The sequence below is a fragment of the Kitasatospora sp. NPDC002522 genome (assembly GCF_053595195.1).
The window spans coordinates 81,586-101,593 of sequence record NZ_JBSFXE010000031.1; the positions used below are offsets into that span (position 1 = coordinate 81,586).

Genomic DNA, 20,008 nt, shown 5'->3' on the forward strand with positions numbered 1-20,008 from the left:
GGGCTGCGTCGACGAACCGATCGGCGGATTCCCGCAGTGGGTGGGGGCGCGGGCTTCTCTTTACCGACTCGCGCCCCGTTCATGGGGATTGATATGCCGTCAGGCCGGGCGGGACGGCGGTCAGTGGCCGGGCGGGCGCCGGCGGCGGGTGTTCAGGCGGCGGCGGACGTCGTCGTGCGGGAGGAAGCCGGCCCAGCGCTCGGGGTACTCGGACGGGGGTGGGAGGTCGTCGTCCTCGTCGAACAGTTCCTCGTCGTGGCCTTCGGCGAGGCCGAACTGGCGGGCCCGGTCCGCGCGTTCGACGGCGCGGCGGGCGGCGGCCTCGCGGCCGCGCTGGACGGCGGCGTCCTCGTTGAGGCGCTCGGTCTCGGCGCGGGCGTCGGCGGTCTCCACGGTGGGCCAGCGGCGGTCTATCGCGGCGTTCATGGCGGCGCCGATCAGCACCGCCAGCGCCACCACGAAGATCCACAGCAGGACGGCGACCGGGGCGGCCAGCGAGCCGTAGACGGAGTGGCCCTCGACGGAGCTGACCAGGTACACCCGCAGCGCGACGCTGCAGACCACCAGGACCAGCAGGGCGACCAGCGCGCCGGGGATGTCCTCGCGCCAGGGCGTGCTGACCGGGACGGCCAGGTGGTAGAGCGTGGTGAGGAAGACGATCAGCAGCACGATGGCGACCGGCCAGTACAGTGCGCTGACCACCGCGCCGGAGCCCCGTACCGCGCCGACCACCAGGCCGGGCCCGGCGACCAGCAGCGGCAGCACCAGGGAGCCGATCACCAGCGCGCCCAGGTAGAGGCCGAGCGACATCAGCCGGGTCTTCACCAGTCCGCGCTTGCCGTCCAGGCCGTACATCACGGTGATGGTGTCGATGAAGATGTACAGCGCCCGTGAGCCCGACCACAGCGAGAGCAGGAAGCCCAGCGAGATCAGGTCGGGCCGGCCGGCGTCGAAGACGCTGGTGAGCAGCGGCTGGACGGTCTGGTCGATCGACGAGGGTGAGAGCACCGTCCCAGCTGCTGAGACGATGTCCGCCTTGAGCTTCTCGATGGTGCCGGCGCCGAGGATGTCGTCGAGGTAGCCGAGGGTGCCGGCCAGGCAGAGCAGCAGCGGCGGGATCGACAGCAGGGTGAAGAAGGCCGCCTCGGCGGCGAGTCCGGTGACCCGGTACTCGACGCAGGTGTTGGTGGTGTCCTTCAGCAGCGCCCACAGGGTGCGGTACCAGGTGGTGCGCTTCACGGCGCGCCGCCGTCCGCGGCGCCGGCGGGCCGGGCGGTCGCCGGCCGGGACGGTGCTGCCCGGGGGGTGCGGGGTACTGCCTGCTGCTTGCACGCCCCTACGGTATCGGCCCGCGCCCCACGGCCGGTGGAGCGCCCCCGGCCCCCGCCCGGGCGGGGGCCGGGCCTGCGGGCGCCCGGCGCTCTGGCCGGATCTGACGCCCCGACAGGACCGCCGGACCGCGGGTTTGCAGCGGTGTCCCAGTATCCGAAACGCACACGTCCACAATGCGGACGTTAGTGGACCGGGAGTAGCTCCCCGTGCGAATCTCTTGCCATGTCTAGCGCCGGAACCACCCTGGTTGGTCGACTCCACGTCGACCTCCTTCGCGTGTCCAGCGCCATCTGTCCGGTGACCTGAGCCCCACCCGCGTCGCAGCACCGCACCCGGCGCACCCTACGCCCATCCCCGCCGTAGCGGATGCGCGGACGCCTCCCGGCCCAGCGTCACCTCTCCTGCCGCCTGTGCAACACCGCAGGTCGGAGCGGCACGCGTCCGGGGCGCCACCACCCTCGCACCTGCCTAGCCGCTCGAAGGACTGACATCATGGCCCGCACTCCCGAACCGGTCGACGCTCCGGCCGGCGCCGCCCAGGCGCCCCGCCCCGCCGCCCGCAAGGTCACCCGCCACCGCGGTGAGGGCCAGTGGGGCATGGGCCACTTCACGCCGCTGAACGCCAACGAGCAGTTCAAGAAGGACGACGACGGTCTCAATGTGCGGACACGCATTGAGACGATCTACGCGCACCGGGGCTTCGACTCGATCGACCCGGCCGACCTGCGGGGCCGGATGCGCTGGTGGGGTCTGTACACCCAGCGCAAGGAGGGGATCGACGGCGGCAAGACCGCGGTCCTCGAACCGCACGAGCTGGACGCCGAGTTCTTCATGCTGCGGGTGCGGATCGACGGCGGCCGCCTGACGGTGGCCCAGCTGAAGGCGATCGGCGAGGTCTCCGAGGAGTACGCGCGCGGCACCGCGGACCTGACGGACCGGCAGAACGTCCAGTACCACTGGATCCGGATCGAGGACGTCCCGGCGATCTGGCAGAAGCTGGAGGCCGTCGGCCTGTCCACCACCGAGGCCTGCGGCGACACCCCGCGCGTCATCCTCGGCTCCCCGGTGGCCGGCATCGCCGAGGACGAGATCATCGACGGCACGCCCGCCATCGAGGAGATCCAGCGCCGCTTCATCGGCAACAAGGAGTTCTCCAACCTGCCGCGCAAGTTCAAGTCGGCGGTCTCCGGCTCGCCGCTGCTGGACGTGGCGCACGAGATCAACGACGTCGCCTTCGTCGGCGTGAACCACCCGGAGCACGGCCCCGGCTTCGACCTCTGGGTCGGCGGCGGCCTGTCCACCAACCCCAAGCTGGGCGTGCGCCTGGGCGCCTGGGTCCCGCTGGACGAGGTCGCGGACGTCTACGGCGGCGTGATCGGGATCTTCCGCGACTACGGCTACCGCCGCCTGCGCAACCGCGCCCGGTTGAAGTTCCTGGTCGCCGACTGGGGGACCGAGAAGTTCCGCCAGGTGCTGGAGGACGAGTACCTCAAGTACAAGCTGGTCGACGGCCCGGCGCCCGAGCAGCCCACCGGCCAGTGGCGCGACCACGTCGGCGTGCACCGGCAGAAGGACGGCAGGTTCTACGTCGGCTTCGCGCCGCGGGTCGGCCGGGTCTCCGGCAAGGTCCTCGGCCAGATCGCCGAACTCGCCGCCGCCCACGGCTCGGACCGCCTGCGCACCACCGCCGAGCAGAAGATGCTGGTCCTCGACATCGCCGAGGAGCAGGTCGAGTCGCTGGTGGCCGGCCTGGAGGCGCTCGACCTGCGGGTCACCCCCTCGCCGTTCCGCCGCGGCACGATGGCCTGCACCGGCATCGAGTACTGCAAGCTGGCGATCGTCGAGACCAAGCAGCGCGGCCGCACCCTGATCGACGAACTGGAGCGCCGCCTGCCGGAGTTCGAGGAGCCGCTGACCATCAACATCAACGGCTGCCCGAACGCCTGCGCCCGCATCCAGGTCGCCGACATCGGCCTCAAGGGCCAGCTGGTCACCGACGAGCAGGGCAACCAGGTCGAGGGCTACCAGGTCCACCTGGGCGGCGCGCTCGGCCTGGAGGCCGGCTTCGGCCGCAAGGTCCGCGGCCTGAAGGTCACCTCGGAGGGCCTGCCCGACTACGTCGAGCGGCTGCTGACCCGCTACCAGGCCGACCGCCACGACGGCGAGCGCTTCGCCCAGTGGGCGGCCCGGGCCAGTGAGGAGCAGCTGTCGTGAGTGAGCGCGCGGCCCCGTTCTTCTGCCCGTACTGCGGAGACGAGGACCTCTTCCCCAACGAGAGCGGCCACGGCGCCTGGGAATGCCGCGGCTGCCGCCGGGCCTTCCAGCTGAAGTTCCTCGGCCTGCTGTCACCGACCAACGGGGGTACCGGACATGACGACCGCGACTGACTACGAGGCGCTCGCGCTGAAGGCCGGGCAGGAGCTGGAGGAGGCCACCGCGCAGGAGATCCTGCGGTGGGCGGCCGACACCTTCGGCAAGCGGTTCTGCGTCACCTCCTCGATGGAGGACGCGGTCGTCGCCCACCTGGCCTCCACCGCGCTGCCCGGCGTGGACGTGGTCTTCCTGGACACCGGCTACCACTTCGCGGAGACCATCGGCACCCGTGACGCGGTCGCCGCGACCATGCCGGTCAACGTGATCACGCTGACCCCGAAGCTCACCGTGGCCGAGCAGGACGCCCAGTACGGGCCCCACCTGCACGACCGCGACCCCGACCTGTGCTGCTCGCTGCGCAAGGTCGAACCGCTGAACCGGGGCCTCGGCGCGTACGACGCCTGGGCGACCGGGCTGCGCCGCGACGAGTCGCCGTCCCGCGCCAACACCCCGGTGGTGGCCTGGGACGCCAAGCGCCGCAAGGTGAAGCTCGCCCCGATCGCCCGCTGGACCCAGGACGACGTGGACGCGTACGTGCAGGCCAACGGCGTGCTGCTCAACCCGCTGCTGTGGGAGGGCTACACCTCGATCGGCTGCTCGCCGCTTTCGTGCACCGCCAAGCCCGGCGAGGGCGAGGCGGGCCGGGCCGGCCGCTGGGCCGGGTCCGGCAAGACCGAGTGCGGCATCCACCTCTGACCCGCGCCCCCCGTTGATCAACCGTCACCGACCGTCAGGAGTAACCACCGTGACCACCGCCGACACTCTGGCCGCGGGCCGCGAGCGCGGCGCCACCGTGTGGCTGACCGGGCTGCCCAGTGCGGGCAAGACCACCCTCGCCTTCGCGCTGGCCGAGCGGCTGCGCGCGGACGGCCACAAGGTCGAGGTGCTGGACGGTGACGAGATCCGCGAGTTCCTCTCCAAGGGCCTCGGGTTCAGCCGCGAGGACCGCCACACCAACGTCACCCGGATCGGCTTCGTCGCCGAGAAGCTCGCCGCCAACGGTGTGAAGGTGCTCGCCCCGGTGATCGCCCCGTTCGCCGACTCCCGCGCCGCGGTCCGCGAGCGGCACGCCTCGAACGGCACCGAGTTCCTGGAGATCCACGTCGCCACCCCGGTCGAGCTGTGCTCGGAGCGGGACGTGAAGGGCCTGTACGCCAAGCAGGCGGCCGGCGAGATCTCCGGCCTGACCGGGGTCGACGACCCGTACGAGGCTCCGGAGGACCCGGAGCTGCGGATCCAGACACAGGGCCGGTCGGTGGCCGAGTCCGCCACCGAGCTGCACGCCTTCCTGACCGAGAGGGGCCTGGCATGACCGTCGCGACGCAGAGCCTGATCCACACCGGGGAGAGCCCGTTCGCGCTGTCGCACCTGGACGCGCTCGAGGCCGAGTCGGTGCACATCTTCCGCGAGGTGGCGGGCGAGTTCGAGCGGCCGGTGATCCTGTTCTCCGGCGGCAAGGACTCCATCGTCATGCTGCACCTCGCGCTGAAGGCCTTCGCCCCCGCGCCGGTGCCGTTCGCCCTGCTGCACGTGGACACCGGCCACAACTTCCCCGAGGTGCTGGCGTACCGCGACCGCACGGTGGCCGAGCACGGCCTGCGGCTGCACGTCGCCTCGGTGCAGGACTTCATCGACCGCGGCGTGCTGCGCGAGCGCCCCGACGGCACCCGCAACCCGCTGCAGACCGTCCCGCTGCTGGACGCCATCGAGTCCAACAAGTTCGACGCGGTGTTCGGCGGCGGCCGCCGCGACGAGGAGAAGGCCCGCGCCAAGGAGCGCGTCTTCTCGCTGCGCGACGAGTTCGGCGCCTGGGACCCGCGCCGCCAGCGCCCCGAGCTGTGGTCGCTGTACAACGGCCGGCACGCGGTCGGCGAGCACGTCCGGGTCTTCCCGCTCTCCAACTGGACCGAGCTGGACGTCTGGCAGTACATCGAGCGGGAGGGCATCGAGCTCCCGGAGATCTACTACGCGCACGAGCGCGACGTCTTCAAGCGCGACGGCATGTGGCTGACCGCCGGCGAGTGGGGCGGCCCGAAGGAGTCGGAGACCGTGGAGCGCCGCCTGGTGCGCTACCGCACCGTCGGCGACATGTCCTGCACCGGTGCGGTCGACTCCGACGCCGACACCATCGACGCCGTGATCACCGAGATCGCCGCCAGCCGCCTCACCGAACGAGGGGCGACGCGCGCCGACGACAAGATGTCCGAGGCCGCGATGGAAGACCGCAAGCGCGAGGGGTACTTCTAACCATGAGCACCATCCAGGAAGCCACCGCCACCTCGCTGTTGCGCTTCGCCACCGCCGGCAGCGTCGACGACGGCAAGTCCACCCTGGTGGGCCGCCTGCTGCACGACTCCAAGTCGGTGCTGACCGACCAGCTGGAGGCCGTCGAGCACGCCTCCCGCCGCCGCGGCCAGGACGCACCCGACCTGGCGCTGCTCACCGACGGCCTGCGCGCCGAGCGCGAGCAGGGCATCACCATCGACGTGGCCTACCGCTACTTCGCCACCGCCCGGCGCCGGTTCATCCTCGCCGACACCCCCGGCCACGTGCAGTACACCCGCAACATGGTGACCGGCGCGTCCACCGCCGAACTCGCCGTGGTGCTGGTCGACGCCCGCAACGGCGTGGTCGAGCAGACCCGTCGGCACGCCGCGGTCGCCGCGCTGCTGCGCGTCCCGCACGTCGTCCTCGCGGTCAACAAGATGGACCTGGTCGACTACGCGGAGCCGGTGTTCGCCGCCATCGCCGAGGAGTTCACCGCCTACGCCGCCTCGCTCGGCGTCAAGGACGTGGTGGCGGTGCCGATCTCGGCGCTCGCCGGGGACAACGTGGTCGAGCCGTCCGCGCACATGGACTGGTACGGCGGCCCGACGCTGCTGGAGCACTTGGAGACCGTCCCGGTCGGCTCCGACCCGAGCCTCGAGCCGGCCCGCTTCCCGGTGCAGTACGTGATCCGTCCCCAGAGTGAGGAGCACCACGACTACCGCGGCTACGCCGGCCAGTTGGCCTCCGGTGTGCTGCGGGTCGGCGACGCGGTCACGGTGCTGCCCTCGGGCCACACCACCACCGTCGCGGCGATCGACGCGCTCGGCGTGGCGACCGACCTGGCGTGGGCCCCGCAGTCGGTGACGGTCCGGCTGGCGGACGACATCGACATCTCGCGCGGCGACCTGATCGCGGCCGGCGCGGTGCCCGTCCCCACCAAGGACATCGAGGCGACCGTCTGCCACCTGAACGAGCGTCCGCTGCACGTCGGCGCGAAGGTGCTGCTCAAGCACACCACCCGCACCGTGCGCGCGCTGGTCAAGGAGATCAGCTACCGGATCGACATCGACAGCCTCGAACGGCGTTCCGGCGCCGAGGGGTTGAACGTCAACGACATCGGCCACGTGGTGCTGCGCACCGCCGAGCCGCTGGCCCTCGACGACTACACCGACAACCGCCGGACCGGCTCGTTCATCCTGATCGACCCGGCCGACGGCAGCACCCTCACCGCCGGCATGGCGGGCGAGGCCTTCGACAACGTCAGCACCATCGACGCTCCCGACGCTCCGACAGAGGAGGACTGGGTCTGATGCCCAGCGAGGCGTTCTCGGGCATGGACAAGGAAGGCGGCCGCATCGGCAGCGGCGTCCTCGGCAGCGGCCAGGGCGGCCTGACGCGATGTGGGGGCGGACAGGGGCACTGATCCCCTGTCACCGAGCCCGTCCCGGCCGTGCCTTCCCACAGCAGGCACGGCGGGCGGCCCGGCCCGATGTCAGGCACACCTTCCTTCTCTCACGAACGGGACACCTCATGGCACCGAGCGCCCAGCCCTCCCATACCCCGATCCGTCCGAACGCCGGCCGGATCAGACGGGCCGCCGTCGCGGCCGTCGCCCTGGTCGCCACCACCGGCCTGCTGACCGCCTGCTCCTACGGCTCCAAGAGCACGGACAAGGCGTCCGCCGCCCCGGCGGCCTCGGGCGCCAAGCTCTCCGCGGACACCGTGAAGATCGGCTACTTCGCCAACCTCACCCACGGCACCGCGCTGGTCGGCCTCAAGCAGGGCCTCTTCCAGAAGGAGCTCGGCGGCACCCAGATCAAGACCCAGGTCTTCAACGCCGGCCCGGCCGAGATCGAGGCGCTGAACGCCGGCTCGATCGACATTGGCTGGATCGGCCCCTCGCCGGCCATCAACGGCTACACCCAGTCCGGCGGCAAGTCCCTGAAGATCATCGGCGGTTCGGCCTCCGGCGGCGTCAAGCTGGTGGTCAACCCCGACAAGATCAAGACGGTGGACGACCTCAAGGGCAAGAAGATCGCCACCCCGCAGCTCGGCAACACCCAGGACGTGGCGCTGCTCAACTACCTCGCGGGCAAGGGCTGGAAGGTCGACGCGCAGTCCGGCGCGGGCGACGTCAGCGTGGTCCGCAGCGACAACAAGGTCACCCCCGACGCCTACAAGTCCGGCTCCATCGACGGCGCCTGGGTCCCCGAGCCGACCGCCTCCAAGCTGGTCACCCTCGGCGCCAAGGTGCTGCTCAACGAGAAGGACATCTGGCCCGACAAGAAGTTCGTGATCACCAACATCATCGTCTCGCAGAAGTTCCTCACGGAGCACCCGGACGTGGTGGAGGCCGTGCTGCGCGGCTCGGTGAACACCAACGCCTGGATCAAGGCCAACCCGGACCAGGCCAAGGCCGCCGCCAACGACCAGATCAAGGCCGACGCCGGCAACGCGCTGGACGCCGCGATCCTCGACCCGGCGTGGCAGGACATCGACTTCATCGACGACCCGCTGGCTAACACCCTGCAGGCCGAGGCAGACCACGCGGTCACCGCGGGCCTGCTGAAGAAGCCCAACCTGGCCGGGATCTACGACCTGGCCCCGCTCAACAAGGTGCTCAAGGAGAAGGGGCAGAGCGCCGTCGCCGACGCCGGCCTCGGCGCCAAGTAGCCGGCTCCCCCCACCGCCCCGCGGTCCGCGCCCCGTGCCCGCCCACCCGATGCCCAGTCACCGGGCGGGCGCGGGGCCGGACCCCGGATCCCCGCCCGGATCCAGCCCTTGCCCGGAACCCACCCGCAGGAGGTGCCCGTGACCACGGCACTGACCACGTCGCCCGACGCCCCCGGCGTCGGCCGCGCGGACGGCGAGTACGCCGTCCGCCTCTCGCACGTGCACAAGACCTTCGGCCGCCCGGGCAGCTCCGCCCCGGTGCTGGAGGACATCAACCTGACCGTCGCGCCCGGCGAGTTCACCACCCTGCTCGGCGCCTCCGGCTGCGGCAAGTCCACCCTGCTCAACCTGGTCGCCGGCCTCGACCAGCCGACCTCCGGCACCATCGAGGTCCCCGGCGGCCGCCCCGCCCTGATGTTCCAGGACCACGCGCTGTTCCCGTGGCTCACCGCCGGCAAGAACATCGAACTGGCGCTGCGCCTGGCGGGCGTCGGCAAGGCCGAGCGGGAGACCGAGGCCGAGCGGCTGCTGGAGCTGGTCCGGCTCGGCGGCTCCTACAAGAAGCGCGTCCACGAGCTGTCCGGCGGCATGCGCCAGCGCGTCGCCCTGGCCCGCTCGCTCGCCCAGGGCTCCAACGTGCTGCTGATGGACGAGCCGTTCGCCGCGCTCGACGCCATCACCCGCGACGTGCTGCACGACGAGATCACCCGGATCTGGGCCGAGCGCAAGCTCACCGTCCTGTTCGTCACCCACAACGTCCGCGAGGCCGTCCGCCTCGCCCAGCGGGTCGTCCTGCTCTCCTCCCGGCCCGGCCGGATCGCCCGCGAGTGGCGGATCGACCTGCCGCAGCCGCGGCGCATCGAGTCCGCCGGGGTCGCGGACCTGTCCGTCGAGATCACCGAAGAACTGCGTGGGGAGATCCGCCGCCATGTCCAGCACTGACACCGCCGCCCGCGTCCAGGACCAGCCCGTCGACTCCGCCAGCGTCGAGGCCGGGCTCGACGCGCTGGAGACCGTCCACGCCCAGCGCACCCCGGCGTCGGTGATCCTGCGTCAGAAGGTGCTGCCGCCCGTCCTCGGCATCGTGCTGGTGCTCGCCCTGTGGCAGCTCGCCTACAGCCTGGAGCTGACCACCCCCGACAAGCTGCCCAGCCCCGCCGACGTCTGGCACTCGCTCACCGACCTCTGGTACGCCGGAACGCTGTTCTCCATCATCTGGACCAGCGTCTGGCGCGGCCTGTCCGGCTTCGCGCTCGCGGTCGTGATCGGCACCCCGATCGGCCTGCTGGTCTCCCAGGTCAAGCCGGTCCGCGCGGCCGTCGGCCCGGTGCTGTCCGGCCTGCAGGCGCTGCCCTCGGTCGCCTGGGTGCCCGCCGGCGTCATCTGGCTCGGCATCAACAACTCCGCGATGTACGCCGTCATCCTGCTCGGCGCCGTCCCCTCGATCGCCAACGGCCTGATCGCCGGCGTCGACCAGGTCCCCCCGCTGTTCCTGCGGGCCGGCAAGACCCTCGGCGCCACCGGACTGCGCGGCGCCCGCCACATCCTGCTGCCCGCCGCCCTCCCCGGCTACCTGGCCGGCCTCAAGCAGGGCTGGGCCTTCTCCTGGCGCTCCCTGATGGCCGCCGAACTCATCGCCGCCTCGCCCGACCTGGGCGTCGGCCTCGGCCGCTACCTGGAGAACCAGCGCGAGTTCTCCGACATGTCCGGCGTCCTGCTCGGCATCATCCTGATCCTCTTCGTCGGCGTCGCCATCGACCTGCTGGTGTTCTCCCCGATCGAACGCCGCGTGCTGCGCAGCCGCGGACTGCTCGTCACCTCCCGGTAGCCCACCATGACGCTCCATCAGCTCCGCTCCGCGTCCGCGCCCCGTCCGGGGCGCGGCGCGGCCGCACTGCTCCTGCTCGCCCACGGCTCGCGCGACCCGCGCCACGCCGCCACCGTCGACGCCCTGGCCGCCGCCGTCCGCGCGCTGCGCCCGGAACTCCCGGTCACCACCGCCTACCTGGACCACTGCGCGCCCCGGATCGCGCAGGTCGCCCCGCGGCTCACCGACGCGATCGCCGTTCCGCTGCTGCTCGGCCGAGCCTTCCACGCCAAGCACGACATCCCCGCCGCGCTGCGCGCCGCCGGGTCCGCCGTCCCGGTCGCGAACGTCCTCGGACCGTCCCCGCTGCTGCTGGACGCGCTCGACCGCCGCCTCGCCGAGACCGGCCTGGACGTCGCCGACCCCGCGGTGCGGGCCCGCACCGGCGTCGTGCTCGCCGCGGCCGGCTCCTCCGACGCGGGCGCCAACGCCGCGACCCGCGCGGTCGCCGCCGAGTGGCGCCGCACCCGCGGCTGGGCCGCCGTGGAGACCGCGTACGCCTCCGCCACCGCCCCCACGGTCGCCGACGCGCTGGCCGCCCTGCGGGCCGTCCCGGCCGTCACCGCCACCGCCGTCGCGCCCTACCTGCTCGCCCCCGGGCTGCTCCCCGACCGGATCGCCGCCGCCGCCCGGGCCGCGGGCGCCGACCACCTCGCGCCCGTCCTCGGCCCGGCGCCGGAGCTGGCCCGTCTGCTGCTCACCCGCTACGACCAGGCCCGCACCGCGGCGACCGCCACCCGTACGGCGGACGCGGTCGCCTGACGCAGCGTCAGCCGCCCGGTCGGGGGAGCGGTGCCGCTACCGGGTGGCCCTGCCTCAGAACAGGGCCTGGCCGCTCTCGTGCGCGAGCAGCCAGCGCTTGGCGTCGATGCCCGCGGCGAACCCGGTGAGGGCGCCGCTCGCGCCCATCACCCGGTGGCAGGGGCGGACGATCAGCAGCGGGTTGGCGCCGACCGCGCCGCCGACGGCGCGCACCGCGCGGGGCGACTGCCCGGCGGCGTCGGCGAGTTGGCCGTAGGTGACGGTGCTGCCGTAGGGGATGTCGTCGAGCGCCTCCCAGACCTGCTGCCGGAACGGGGTGCCGACCGGGGCGAGGGGGAGGTCGAAGGCGGTGCGCTCGCCCGCGAAGTAGGCGGTGAGCTGTTCGACGGCGGGCGCGAGGGCGTCGGCGTCGGGCCGCCAGTCGTCGGCGGGGGTGTCGAGGGCGCCCTTCTGGCGGGGCGCGGTGACCGCGGTCAGCGCGAAACCGTGCTCCTCGTCGAGGGTTCCGCTGAGCAGCAGCGTGCCGAGCGGGCTGTCCATGGTGGTGAAGACGGTGGTCATACCGGTTCCTTGCACATCTCGCGGGTGGTCCGGGTCGGTGGGGCGGGTCGGTCGGCCGAGGCGGCGGACCACAGGTGGTGGAGGGCGTACGAGCGCCAGGGCGCCCAGGCGGCGCCGAGCGCTGCGGCGGTGCGCGGGTCGCCCGGCTCGCCGAGGCGGCGCAGGCCGTCCCGGACGCCGATGTCGGTGGGCAGGAAGACGTCGGGGTCGGCGAGGGCGCGCATCCGCAGGTAGCCGACGGTCCACGGGCCGATGCCGGGCAGTGCGAGCAGTTCGGCGGCGGCCTCCTCGCGGTCGGCCCCGGCGTCGAGGCGGACGGCGCCGTCGGCGAGTGCGGCGCACAGGCCGAGCAGGGCGCGGCGGCGGGCCTGCGGCATGGCGAGGTGCTCGGGGTCGGCGGCGGCGAGCGCGGCGGAGCCGGGGAAGAGCAGCCGCAGGCCGCCGTCGGCGGCGGGCAGCACGGCGCCGTAGGTCTCGGCGAGCCGGGCGGCCAGGGTGCGGGCGGCGGCGACGGTGATCTGCTGGCCGAGGACGGCGCGGACGGCCAGTTCGTGCGGGTCGACGTGGCCGGGGGAGCGCAGCCCGGGGCGGGCCGCGACCAGCGGGGCGAGCAGCGGGTCGGCGGCGAGCCGGCCGTCGACCGCGTCCGGGTCGGCGTCCAGGTCGAACAGGGCGCGCAGCCGGTGCACGGCGGTGGTGAGGTCGCGCAGGTCGGTGAGGGTGAGCCGGCAGTCCAGCCAGCCGCGGGTCGGGCCGTCGCCGGGGGCGAGTCCGTCCACCTCGGCGATGCCGTGGCCGTACGGGAGGGTGAGGGTGCGGCGGTAGGTGCGCACGCCGGGGCGGTCGGCGGGGACGACCTCCTCGACGCCGGGCACGGCGCGCAGGGCGAGGAAGTCCAGCAGGTGGGCGGTGTCGATCGCGCCGCGGTAGGCGAGGCGCAGGCTGAGCGTGCCGGCCGGCGCGGGGACGCGGCGGTGGCCGCCGCGTTCGACGCGCAGCGTGCTGGGGGTGCGGTCGTAGACCTCGCGGATGGTGTCGTTGAACTGCCGGACGGAGGCGAAGCCGGCGGCGAACGCCACGTCGGTGACCGGGAGTTCGGTGGTCTGCAGGAGGAGGCGGGCGGTCTGGGCGCGCTGGGCGCGGGCGAGGGCGAGCGGGCCGGCGCCGACCTCGGCGGTGAGCTGCCGCTGGAGCTGGCGGGCGCTGTAGCCGAGGCGGGTGGCGAGCCCGGCGACGCCCTCGCGGTCGACCACGCCGTCGCCGATCAGCCGCATGGCGCGGCCGACCAGGTCGGCGCGGTGGTTCCACTCGGGCGAACCGGGCACCGAGTCGGGGCGGCAGCGGCGGCAGGCGCGGTAGCCGGCGCCCTGGGCGGCGGCCGCGGTCGGGTAGAAGGTGCAGTTGGTGCGCTTGGGGGTCATCGCCGGACAGCTCGGACGGCAGTAGATGCCGGTGGTGCGGACGGCCGTGAAGAACACCCCGTCGAAGCGGGCGTCCCGGCTGTCCACCGCGCGGTACCTGGTCTCGTCGTCGATCACGTCATCCAGTCTGCGACATCCCGGCGGCGGCGACTGGCGGGAATCGGACATCGCCGTGGCCGGTGCTCCCGCAGTAGTGGCCGCGGGTCGCCGCAGGTGGCGGGGCGGGCGCCGCTGCCTGGGGCTGGCGGCGCCCGGTGCCTTCCGCGGTCAGGGCCGGGTGAGCGTCCGCGCGGACTTGGTGACGATCTTCCAGTGGCGGGCCCGCTCGGCGCGCAGCCGGGCGTCGGTGCGGGAGGCGATCCAGTCGTTCTCGCGCTGGAGCTTGAGGTAGCTCTCCCAGCGGCGCTCGGGCAGCTCGCCGTCCTCGAGGGCGGCGCGGACGGCGCAGCCCGGCTCGGTGCGGTGGCCGCAGTCGTCGAAGCGGCACTGCTCGGCGAGGGCGTCGATCTCGGCGAAGGCCTGGTTGATGCCCTCGCCGCCGAACAGGCCGACGCCGCGCAGCCCCGGGGTGTCGATGACCACGCCGCCGTCGGGCAGCGGGATCAGCTCGCGGGTGGTGGTGGTGTGCCGGCCCTTCTCGTCGACCGCGCGGGTCTGCTGGACCGTCATCACCTCCGCCCCGGCGAGCGCGTTGGTGAGCGTGGACTTGCCCGCGCCGGACTGGCCGATCAGCGCGCAGGTCCCGGTGGCACAGGCGCGCAGCTCGTCGACGCCCTGGCCGGCCTCGGCGCTGACCACCAGGACGGTGACTCCGGGCGCGACCGCCTCCACATCCGCCCGGACGAACTCCGCGTCGTTGACCAAGTCTGCCTTGGTGAGGACGATCAGCGGTTCGGCCCCGGACTCCCAGGCGAGCGCGAGGAAGCGCTCGACCCGGCCGAGATCGGGCTCCGCGGCGAGCGAGACGGCGATCAGCACGGTGTCGACGTTGGCGGCCAGCACCTGGCCTTCGGAACGTTTGTTGGCGCCCTTGCGGACGACCGCGGTGGTGCGTGGCAGCACCGCCGAGATCGCGGGTACGGGCTGGGCGGACGGGTCGACGGCGACCCAGTCGCCGGTGCACGGCCCGTCCGTCCGGTCGGCGGCGCCGACCGGCGGGGACTCCGCGCGGACGGTGCGCAGCCCGCCGGTGTCGGGATCGGCGAGCAGCACCTCGCAGCGTCCGCGATCGACGCGGGAGATGCGGCCCGGGAGCAGGCCCGCCTCGGCGAGGGGGGCGAACTCTACGGCCCGCTCCGCCGTCCAGCCGAGGCCGGAGAGCGGGTGGGCAGCGGAAGACAGGGAGAACAACGGGGGTGACCCTTCGAGGAGGTTTCCCCGGCCGGCGCCGTGGGGCGCGGTGGCGGCGTCAGCGTGTCGGTGACGCCTGGGTGAGGTCGGCCGGGAGGCGGTGGGAGGTGGATTCGACGGACTTCCGGACGCGGGCAGCAGCCTGCGCAAGCTCGGCAGTCATGGCCCTCACCTCCTGTTCTCGGCACACGCCTCGTACGCCCCGCCGCGGGGCGCCTCGATCGGCGGACGCCACGCTAGCCCCGTGCGTCCCGCCGCGCCACCGAATTAACCCGCCGCCGCGGCGGCACCCAACCCCGGTGCCCCGCACGGCTTCTGACGGTGCGTCCGGACGCAAGGTTTCCGCAAGGCGGCGCAAGGGTTCTCCAGCCGTTCCGCCACCACGGGCGGACATCCACCCGGCAACGGCGGTGCACGGTGCCCGTCGTCCGGCGGGAGGCCGGGAAGGGGGGAACGCGTCGTGTCTTGGGCGACTCTGCCCGACTGCAAGCGGGTCCTGGTGGTGGTGCACACGGTGGTGTACGGGAACCGGCTGCGGGAGATCTACGAACTGCTCGGGTCGGACCTGCGGGTCCAGGTGGTGTTCACGGTCGCGCCGCACGCCTTCAACGGCGGGGTGGCGGCGCTGCTGCTCGCGGTCGGCGGCACCGTGGTGCCCTGGGAGGAGGCGGTGCGCACGGAGTTCGACCTGGTCCTGGCGGCCGGGTCGCAGGGCGTCGAACAGCTGCGCGGCCCGCTGGTGCGGCTGCCGCACGGGGCGGGCCACCTCAAGCTGGCCCGCCGCCACACGCCGGTGGCCTCGGTCTCCGGCGCGCCGGACGAGCTGGGCAGTCGCGCGGCCGGACCGGACGGGCAGCGCCCCGTCTCCGGCCTCGGCCGCGACTACCTGCTGTGGCAGGGCCGGCCGAACGCCGCGGCGTACGCCTTCGCGCACCGCGACGACCTGGCGGAGCTGGCCCGGGCCTGCCCGGAGGCGCTGCCGCTGGCGGAGGTGGTCGGCGACGGCGACCACGACCGGATCACCGCCGAACTGCCCCGTCGCGCCGAGTTCCGCGCGGCCTTCGGCCTCGGGCCCGAGGAGCGGCTGGTGCTGATCTCCTCGACCTGGGGGCCGCTGTCGGTCTTCGGCCGGCTGGACGCGCTGCTGCCCCGGCTGGTCCGCGAGCTGCCGGCCGGCCAGTACCGCACGGCCCTGCTGGTGCACCCCAACGTCAGTGCGGGGCACGGCGGTTGGCAGGTCCGCCGGTGGGTGGAGGGGATCTCCGGCGGGGCCGTCTCGCTGGTCACCCCGGAGGCCGACTGGCGTCCGCTGCTGATCGCCGCCGACTACGTGATCGGCGACCACGGCTCGGTCACGCTGTACGCCGCCCTCACCGAGGCGCGGATCCTGCTCGCCCGGTTCCCGCACCGCGACGTCAACCCCCGCTCGCCGGGCGTCCAACTGGCCCGCACCGCGCCGGCCCTCCACCCGGCGCACCCGCTGGCCGCCCAACTCGGCTACGCCGACCAGCGCTACGACCGCGCGGCGTACGCCGCGATCGGCCGGCGGATCTCCTCCGAACCGGGCCGGTTCCGGCAGAAGATCCGCCGACTCCTCTACCGCGTCCTCGACCTCGGCGAACCCGCCCACACCCCCGAACCCGCACCGCTCGCCCTGCCCGCCCCGCTGACCGGCGGCGAACGATGGCACTGACCGTCACCGTCCGCCTGCCCGGCAGCGCCCACCCCGACCACCACCTTGCCGCCTGGCTCGGCGAGGACCGCCGGATCCTGCACTGCGCCGACGTCCTGTACGGCGAGGGCGACGAGCACCTGCTGCGCGACCTGCTCCGGCGGTGCCCCGGCTGCGCGGTGGTCGCTCTGCACGGCCCCGACGGGGTGCTGCGGATCGGCACCCGCCACCGGCCGGCGATCCGCCGCTACCGCCTGCTGACCGGCCACGCCCGCACCGCGGCGGCACTGGCCGGCGCACTCGCCCACGCCCGGCTGACCACCGGAACCTAGCCGGTCGACGGCGGCCGGAGGTCAGCCCACCCCTCCGGCCGCCCGTCCGTCGCCCTGTCACTCGCCCGGCGCGCCTGGGTGCGCTCGCCCGCTGCCACGTGCTCGAGGCGGTCGGCCAGCCGGGCGGTGTCGGGTGCGCCGAGCTCGCGGTACCGCGCGAGCGACTCGGCGAAGCGCTCCCGGGCGAGGTCGAAGTCGACTTCCGCCAGGGCGAGTTCGCCGAGCCACTCGACGGTGCGGGCGGCCCAGTGCGTGGAGCCCGCGGCACTGAACTCGGCCAGCGCGGTGGTCAGTTCGCGTTCGGCCCGGCGGTGGTGGCCGGTCGCGGTGTGGGCCCGGCCCAGCATGGCCCGGGCGCGGGCGAGTTCGTGCAGGTCGGGCGTCTGCGCCAACGCGGTGACGGCGTCGGTGAACTGGCGCACCGCCTCGGCGAGGTCGCGGGCGTCCACCGCGACCTCGCCGAGCGCGACGTGTGCCAGGCCCACGCCGCGCCGGTAGCCGATCGCCGCGCGCAGGCCCAGCACCTGCTCGAACTGCGCCCGGGCCGCGTCGAGTTCACCGGCCAGCCGGTGGGCCTTGCCGATGCCGCTGCGGGCCTGCGCCTCGGTGCGGGAGTCGCCGTCGGCCAGGGCGAGTTCCAGTGCCTGCCGGTACCAGTCGGCCGCCTCGGCGGGGCGTCCGGCGCTGCGCAGGCCGTAGCCGCCGGAGGTGAGCATCCGCTTCTCGGCCTCCCGGTCGCCGGCCCGCCGGGCCGCCTGCAGGCCCAGTGCGTGGGCCTCCACCTGGAGCCGGTGCAGGCGCAGGCGGTTGAACAGCGGCCACATCGCGTCGGTCAACTGCCAGACCAGGCCGTCCTGCTGGTCGCGCGCGGCGGCGCGGAGCACCGCGGTGAGCTGGGCCCGGTGCCGGTCGAGCCAGTCGACGGCGGCCGCACTGTCGGCGAACTCCGTTACGTGCCAAGGTGGTTGTCGGTAGTCGCGGGCGAGCGTGCGGTGGCCGGGGTGGATCGCCGCCTCGGCGGCGGTGGCGGCGGCCAGGTGGTGCTCGCCGACCCGGCGGACGGCCGCCCGACCGTCCGCCGCGCTCTCCCCGGTGCGGCCGAGTTCGCCCGCGTGCAGCCGGATCAGGTCGTGGAACCGGTGACGCTCGCCGTCCAGCTCCTCCAGCAGGTGCTCCGCGGCGAGCGCGTCGAGCAGCCGGTCGGCCTCCGGCAGCGGCAGCTCCGCGGCGGCGCCCGCCACCGCGGAGCTGAACTCGGCCACGGGCAGCAGCCCGAGCAGCCGGTACAGCCGGGCGGCGTCCGGCGCGAGCACCGCGTACGAGGCGTCCAGCGCGGCCTCGACGGCGGTGGCGGCGTCGCCGTCCAGCCGCAGCGCGGCCAGCCGGTCCGCCTCGCGGCGCAGCGCCTCCGCAGTGGCGGACAGCGGGTGGCGCGGGCGGGCGGCGATCCGGGCGCCGGCCACGCACAGGGCGAGCGGCAGGCCGGCGCAGTGCTCCACCACCGCGGCGGCGGCCCGTGGTTCGGCGGCCATCCGCTCGGCGCCGACCCGCTGGGCGAGGACGGCGGTGGCGTGGTCGGCGTCGAGCAGCCCGACGCCGTGCAGCCGTGCGCCGTCCAGGGCCAGCCCGGTCAGCCTGGTCCGGCTGGTGACCACGGTGACGGTGTGGGCCGCTCCCGCCAGCAGCGGCCTGACCTGCGCGGCGCTGGCCGCGCCGTCCAGCAGGACGGCCAGCCGCAGCGGTGCGGCGGTGGAGCGCCACAGCGCGCTCACCTCGGCGAGGTCGGCGGGGACGGTGCGCCGGCCGAGGGCGCGCAGGAACCCGCCGAGCGCCTCGGCCGGGTCGGCGGGTCCGCCGGGCGCGTGTCCGCGCAGGTCGGCGTAGAGCAGCCCGTCGGGGAACCGGTCGGTCCGCTCCCGTAACCAGCTGACGGCAAGTGCGCTCTTCCCGACCCCGGCCGGCCCGTGCAGCACCACCACCGGCCCGCCCCGCTCCGGCGCCGCGTCCGCGGCGGCCTCGTCGAGGGCGGCGAATTCGGGGCGGCGGCCGAGGAGGTGCACAGGGGCGGGCGGAAGCTGACGGGGAATCGGAAGCTGCGCCGGAGCGTGCATTCGAATGTGTACGCCCCCATGGATGTCCCGGGCCTGGACGACGCTCCCCTCGACTCTCGCCCGCCCCGCCAGCGTGTTGCGGTACTCGTCCCCCGGAATGGGATGCGGCTGAGCTGGGGAGTTCGGCGTGCGATCGGTATGGTCCGTCAACTCCGGTTCTCCTTCCGCCAGTTAGAGCATCGGTCGGCACGGCGCGGGGCGCGCGGGGGAGCGCCCCGGGTGGGGGTCCGCTGTATACCGGAAAGCCACGATAAGCATGAAGAGTATTCGGATTGAGCAGAACTCCGAATCACCGCAGTGCTATGGATCGCCGCCCGCGCCCATGCCATGCTCGCCTCCTGCGCGTCCGGGGAACAGGCGACGGGGGGCATTCGATTGCACGTCCATCTTCTGGGAACTGTCGAACTCTCGGTCGAAGGACGACCGTTGACGATCAGTTCGCACAAGGCCCGGGCCCTGCTGGCCTGCCTCGCCCTGGACCTGAACCGCCCGGTCTCGGCCGCCGTCCTGGCCGAGCGGCTCTGGGACGACCAGCCCCCGCCGAGCGCGGCCGGCACCCTGCAGAGCTACGTTTCCAAGCTGCGCACCGTCCTGCGCGAGGCCAACGCCCGGGCCGCGGCCGCCGGCGCGCCACCCGTCGAGCTCGCCTCACGCCGCGGGACGTACCAGCTGAACGCCCGGCCCGACCAGGTCGACTGGCAGCTGTACCTGCGGCTCGGCAAGGAGGCACGCCACCTGGCGGAGACCGGTGCGGACCGGCAGGCACTCGAGGCGTTCGCCCGGGCCCAGGACCTCTGGCAGGGCGAGCCGCTGGCCGGTCTGCCCGGCGTCTGGCCCCAGCTGACCCGGACCACCATGTACGACCAGTGGCTGGCCACCACCGCGGCCAGGGTCGAACTCGAGCTGCGGCTCGGCAGGTTCGCGGACCTCGTACCGGAACTGGCCCCGCTGGTGGAGCAGCGCCCGCAGGACGAGCGGCTCGCCGGGCAGCTGATGACGGCGCTCTACGGCAGCGGGCGGCAGGCGGAGGCGCTGGCCCTGTTCCGCGACACCAGCCGCAGGATCCGGGCGGACCACGGCACCGAGCCGGCCGAGCCGCTGCGGCGGCTGCACGAGCGGATGCTGCGCGGAGCGCCGGTCTCCGCGCTGCTGGGCCGGTCCGGACCGCCGCGTGAGGGGCAGCCGGCCGGCCGGACCGGGCGGGCGCCGTCGAAGCTGCCGCCCGCGCCCGTTCTCGAAGGGCGCGGCGCGGAACTCCGGTCGCTGGTGGAGTGCGCCCGGGTGCG

Annotated in this window: 19 protein-coding genes; 14 read left to right on the top strand and 5 right to left on the bottom strand. The window is 74.0% G+C overall.

Annotated elements, in window-relative coordinates; translation table 11 throughout:
* Positions 1 to 120 precede the first annotated feature (120 nt).
* Positions 121 to 1,332, bottom strand: coding sequence for a YihY/virulence factor BrkB family protein (locus ACWD4U_RS24740; RefSeq protein WP_363452941.1), 1,212 nt, complete (start codon positions 1,330 to 1,332; stop codon positions 121 to 123).
* Positions 1,333 to 1,554: 222 nt separating this feature from the next.
* Between ACWD4U_RS24740 and ACWD4U_RS24745 the strand changes: the two genes are divergently transcribed.
* From ACWD4U_RS24745 to ACWD4U_RS24795, 11 genes are all read left to right on the top strand, one after another.
* Positions 1,555 to 1,638, top strand: a complete 84-nt coding sequence (locus ACWD4U_RS24745; RefSeq protein WP_318264789.1) for a putative leader peptide — start codon at positions 1,555 to 1,557, stop codon at positions 1,636 to 1,638.
* Between the two features lie 186 nt (positions 1,639 to 1,824).
* Positions 1,825 to 3,546: a nitrite/sulfite reductase gene (locus ACWD4U_RS24750; protein ID WP_363452939.1), complete on the top strand. Its 1,722-nt coding sequence runs from the start codon at positions 1,825 to 1,827 to the stop codon at positions 3,544 to 3,546.
* Positions 3,543 to 3,719, top strand: a complete 177-nt coding sequence (locus ACWD4U_RS24755; RefSeq protein ID WP_363452937.1) for a hypothetical protein — start codon at positions 3,543 to 3,545, stop codon at positions 3,717 to 3,719. The genes ACWD4U_RS24750 and ACWD4U_RS24755 overlap by 4 nt, the downstream gene beginning before the upstream one ends.
* Complete coding sequence (locus tag ACWD4U_RS24760; protein WP_363452935.1) at positions 3,703 to 4,401, top strand: phosphoadenylyl-sulfate reductase; 699 nt, start codon at positions 3,703 to 3,705, stop codon at positions 4,399 to 4,401. Before ACWD4U_RS24755 ends, ACWD4U_RS24760 begins: the two co-directional genes overlap by 17 nt.
* A gap of 49 nt (positions 4,402 to 4,450) precedes the next feature.
* A complete protein-coding gene (gene cysC / locus ACWD4U_RS24765) occupies positions 4,451 to 5,017 on the top strand; it encodes an adenylyl-sulfate kinase (protein WP_363452933.1) in 567 nt (188 codons plus the stop codon).
* The gene (cysD, locus tag ACWD4U_RS24770) at positions 5,014 to 5,952 is read left to right on the top strand and encodes a sulfate adenylyltransferase subunit CysD (RefSeq protein WP_363452931.1); all 939 of its coding nucleotides are present in this window, start codon (positions 5,014 to 5,016) and stop codon (positions 5,950 to 5,952) included. The genes cysC and cysD overlap by 4 nt, the downstream gene beginning before the upstream one ends.
* A 2-nt stretch (positions 5,953 to 5,954) precedes the next feature.
* Positions 5,955 to 7,283 (top strand): sulfate adenylyltransferase subunit 1, encoded by a 1,329-nt coding sequence (locus ACWD4U_RS24775; RefSeq protein WP_363452929.1) that lies wholly within the window; start codon positions 5,955 to 5,957, stop codon positions 7,281 to 7,283.
* Positions 7,284 to 7,503: 220 nt separating this feature from the next.
* Positions 7,504 to 8,646, top strand: a complete 1,143-nt coding sequence (locus ACWD4U_RS24780; protein WP_363452927.1) for an aliphatic sulfonate ABC transporter substrate-binding protein — start codon at positions 7,504 to 7,506, stop codon at positions 8,644 to 8,646.
* A 138-nt stretch (positions 8,647 to 8,784) separates the two neighbouring features.
* Complete coding sequence (locus ACWD4U_RS24785; RefSeq protein ID WP_363452925.1) at positions 8,785 to 9,588, top strand: ABC transporter ATP-binding protein; 804 nt, start codon at positions 8,785 to 8,787, stop codon at positions 9,586 to 9,588.
* Entirely contained in the window at positions 9,575 to 10,474 is a 900-nt protein-coding gene (locus ACWD4U_RS24790) for an ABC transporter permease (RefSeq protein ID WP_363452923.1), read from the top strand. The genes ACWD4U_RS24785 and ACWD4U_RS24790 overlap by 14 nt, the downstream gene beginning before the upstream one ends.
* Before the next feature lie 6 nt (positions 10,475 to 10,480).
* Positions 10,481 to 11,275 carry a sirohydrochlorin chelatase gene (locus ACWD4U_RS24795; protein WP_363452921.1) on the top strand — a complete coding sequence of 265 codons (795 nt, stop codon included), beginning with the start codon at positions 10,481 to 10,483 and terminating at the stop codon, positions 11,273 to 11,275.
* A 54-nt stretch (positions 11,276 to 11,329) separates the two neighbouring features.
* Here ACWD4U_RS24795 and ACWD4U_RS24800 read toward each other — a convergent pair whose 3' ends face one another.
* From ACWD4U_RS24800 to rsgA, 3 genes are all read right to left on the bottom strand, one after another.
* The gene (locus tag ACWD4U_RS24800) at positions 11,330 to 11,836 is read right to left on the bottom strand and encodes a methylated-DNA--[protein]-cysteine S-methyltransferase (RefSeq protein ID WP_363452919.1); all 507 of its coding nucleotides are present in this window, start codon (positions 11,834 to 11,836) and stop codon (positions 11,330 to 11,332) included.
* Complete coding sequence (locus ACWD4U_RS24805; RefSeq protein ID WP_363452917.1) at positions 11,833 to 13,425, bottom strand: AlkA N-terminal domain-containing protein; 1,593 nt, start codon at positions 13,423 to 13,425, stop codon at positions 11,833 to 11,835. The genes ACWD4U_RS24800 and ACWD4U_RS24805 overlap by 4 nt, the downstream gene beginning before the upstream one ends.
* Positions 13,426 to 13,524: 99 nt before the next feature.
* Positions 13,525 to 14,607 carry a ribosome small subunit-dependent GTPase A gene (gene rsgA, locus ACWD4U_RS24810; RefSeq protein WP_449787298.1) on the bottom strand — a complete coding sequence of 361 codons (1,083 nt, stop codon included), beginning with the start codon at positions 14,605 to 14,607 and terminating at the stop codon, positions 13,525 to 13,527.
* A gap of 460 nt (positions 14,608 to 15,067) precedes the next feature.
* Here rsgA and ACWD4U_RS24815 point away from each other — a divergent pair, with 460 nt between their 5' ends.
* Positions 15,068 to 16,300, top strand: a complete 1,233-nt coding sequence (locus ACWD4U_RS24815) for a hypothetical protein (RefSeq protein ID WP_363452915.1) — start codon at positions 15,068 to 15,070, stop codon at positions 16,298 to 16,300.
* A complete protein-coding gene (locus ACWD4U_RS24820) occupies positions 16,291 to 16,611 on the top strand; it encodes a hypothetical protein (protein ID WP_363452913.1) in 321 nt (106 codons plus the stop codon). The genes ACWD4U_RS24815 and ACWD4U_RS24820 overlap by 10 nt, the downstream gene beginning before the upstream one ends.
* On the opposite strand, the gene ACWD4U_RS24825 is transcribed toward ACWD4U_RS24820, so the two are convergent.
* Entirely contained in the window at positions 16,608 to 18,671 is a 2,064-nt protein-coding gene (locus ACWD4U_RS24825) for an ATP-binding protein (protein ID WP_449787299.1), read from the bottom strand. The genes ACWD4U_RS24820 and ACWD4U_RS24825 overlap by 4 nt on opposite strands.
* Before the next feature lie 477 nt (positions 18,672 to 19,148).
* Between ACWD4U_RS24825 and ACWD4U_RS24830 the strand changes: the two genes are divergently transcribed.
* A partial coding sequence (locus ACWD4U_RS24830) for an AfsR/SARP family transcriptional regulator (RefSeq protein ID WP_449787300.1) occupies positions 19,149 to 20,008 on the top strand: 860 nt, incomplete at its 3' end.

Coding starts and splice junctions, on each gene's coding strand:
- ACWD4U_RS24745 (WP_318264789.1), top strand. CDS start 1,555: ATGTCTAGCGCCGGAACCACCCTGGTTGGTCGACTCCACGTCGACCTC.
- ACWD4U_RS24750 (WP_363452939.1), top strand. CDS start 1,825: ATGGCCCGCACTCCCGAACCGGTCGACGCTCCGGCCGGCGCCGCCCAG.
- ACWD4U_RS24760 (WP_363452935.1), top strand. CDS start 3,703: ATGACGACCGCGACTGACTACGAGGCGCTCGCGCTGAAGGCCGGGCAG.
- cysD (WP_363452931.1), top strand. CDS start 5,014: ATGACCGTCGCGACGCAGAGCCTGATCCACACCGGGGAGAGCCCGTTC.
- ACWD4U_RS24775 (WP_363452929.1), top strand. CDS start 5,955: ATGAGCACCATCCAGGAAGCCACCGCCACCTCGCTGTTGCGCTTCGCC.
- ACWD4U_RS24780 (WP_363452927.1), top strand. CDS start 7,504: ATGGCACCGAGCGCCCAGCCCTCCCATACCCCGATCCGTCCGAACGCC.
- ACWD4U_RS24790 (WP_363452923.1), top strand. CDS start 9,575: ATGTCCAGCACTGACACCGCCGCCCGCGTCCAGGACCAGCCCGTCGAC.
- ACWD4U_RS24795 (WP_363452921.1), top strand. CDS start 10,481: ATGACGCTCCATCAGCTCCGCTCCGCGTCCGCGCCCCGTCCGGGGCGC.
- ACWD4U_RS24800 (WP_363452919.1), bottom strand. CDS start 11,836: ATGACCACCGTCTTCACCACCATGGACAGCCCGCTCGGCACGCTGCTG.
- ACWD4U_RS24805 (WP_363452917.1), bottom strand. CDS start 13,425: ATGTCCGATTCCCGCCAGTCGCCGCCGCCGGGATGTCGCAGACTGGAT.
- ACWD4U_RS24820 (WP_363452913.1), top strand. CDS start 16,291: ATGGCACTGACCGTCACCGTCCGCCTGCCCGGCAGCGCCCACCCCGAC.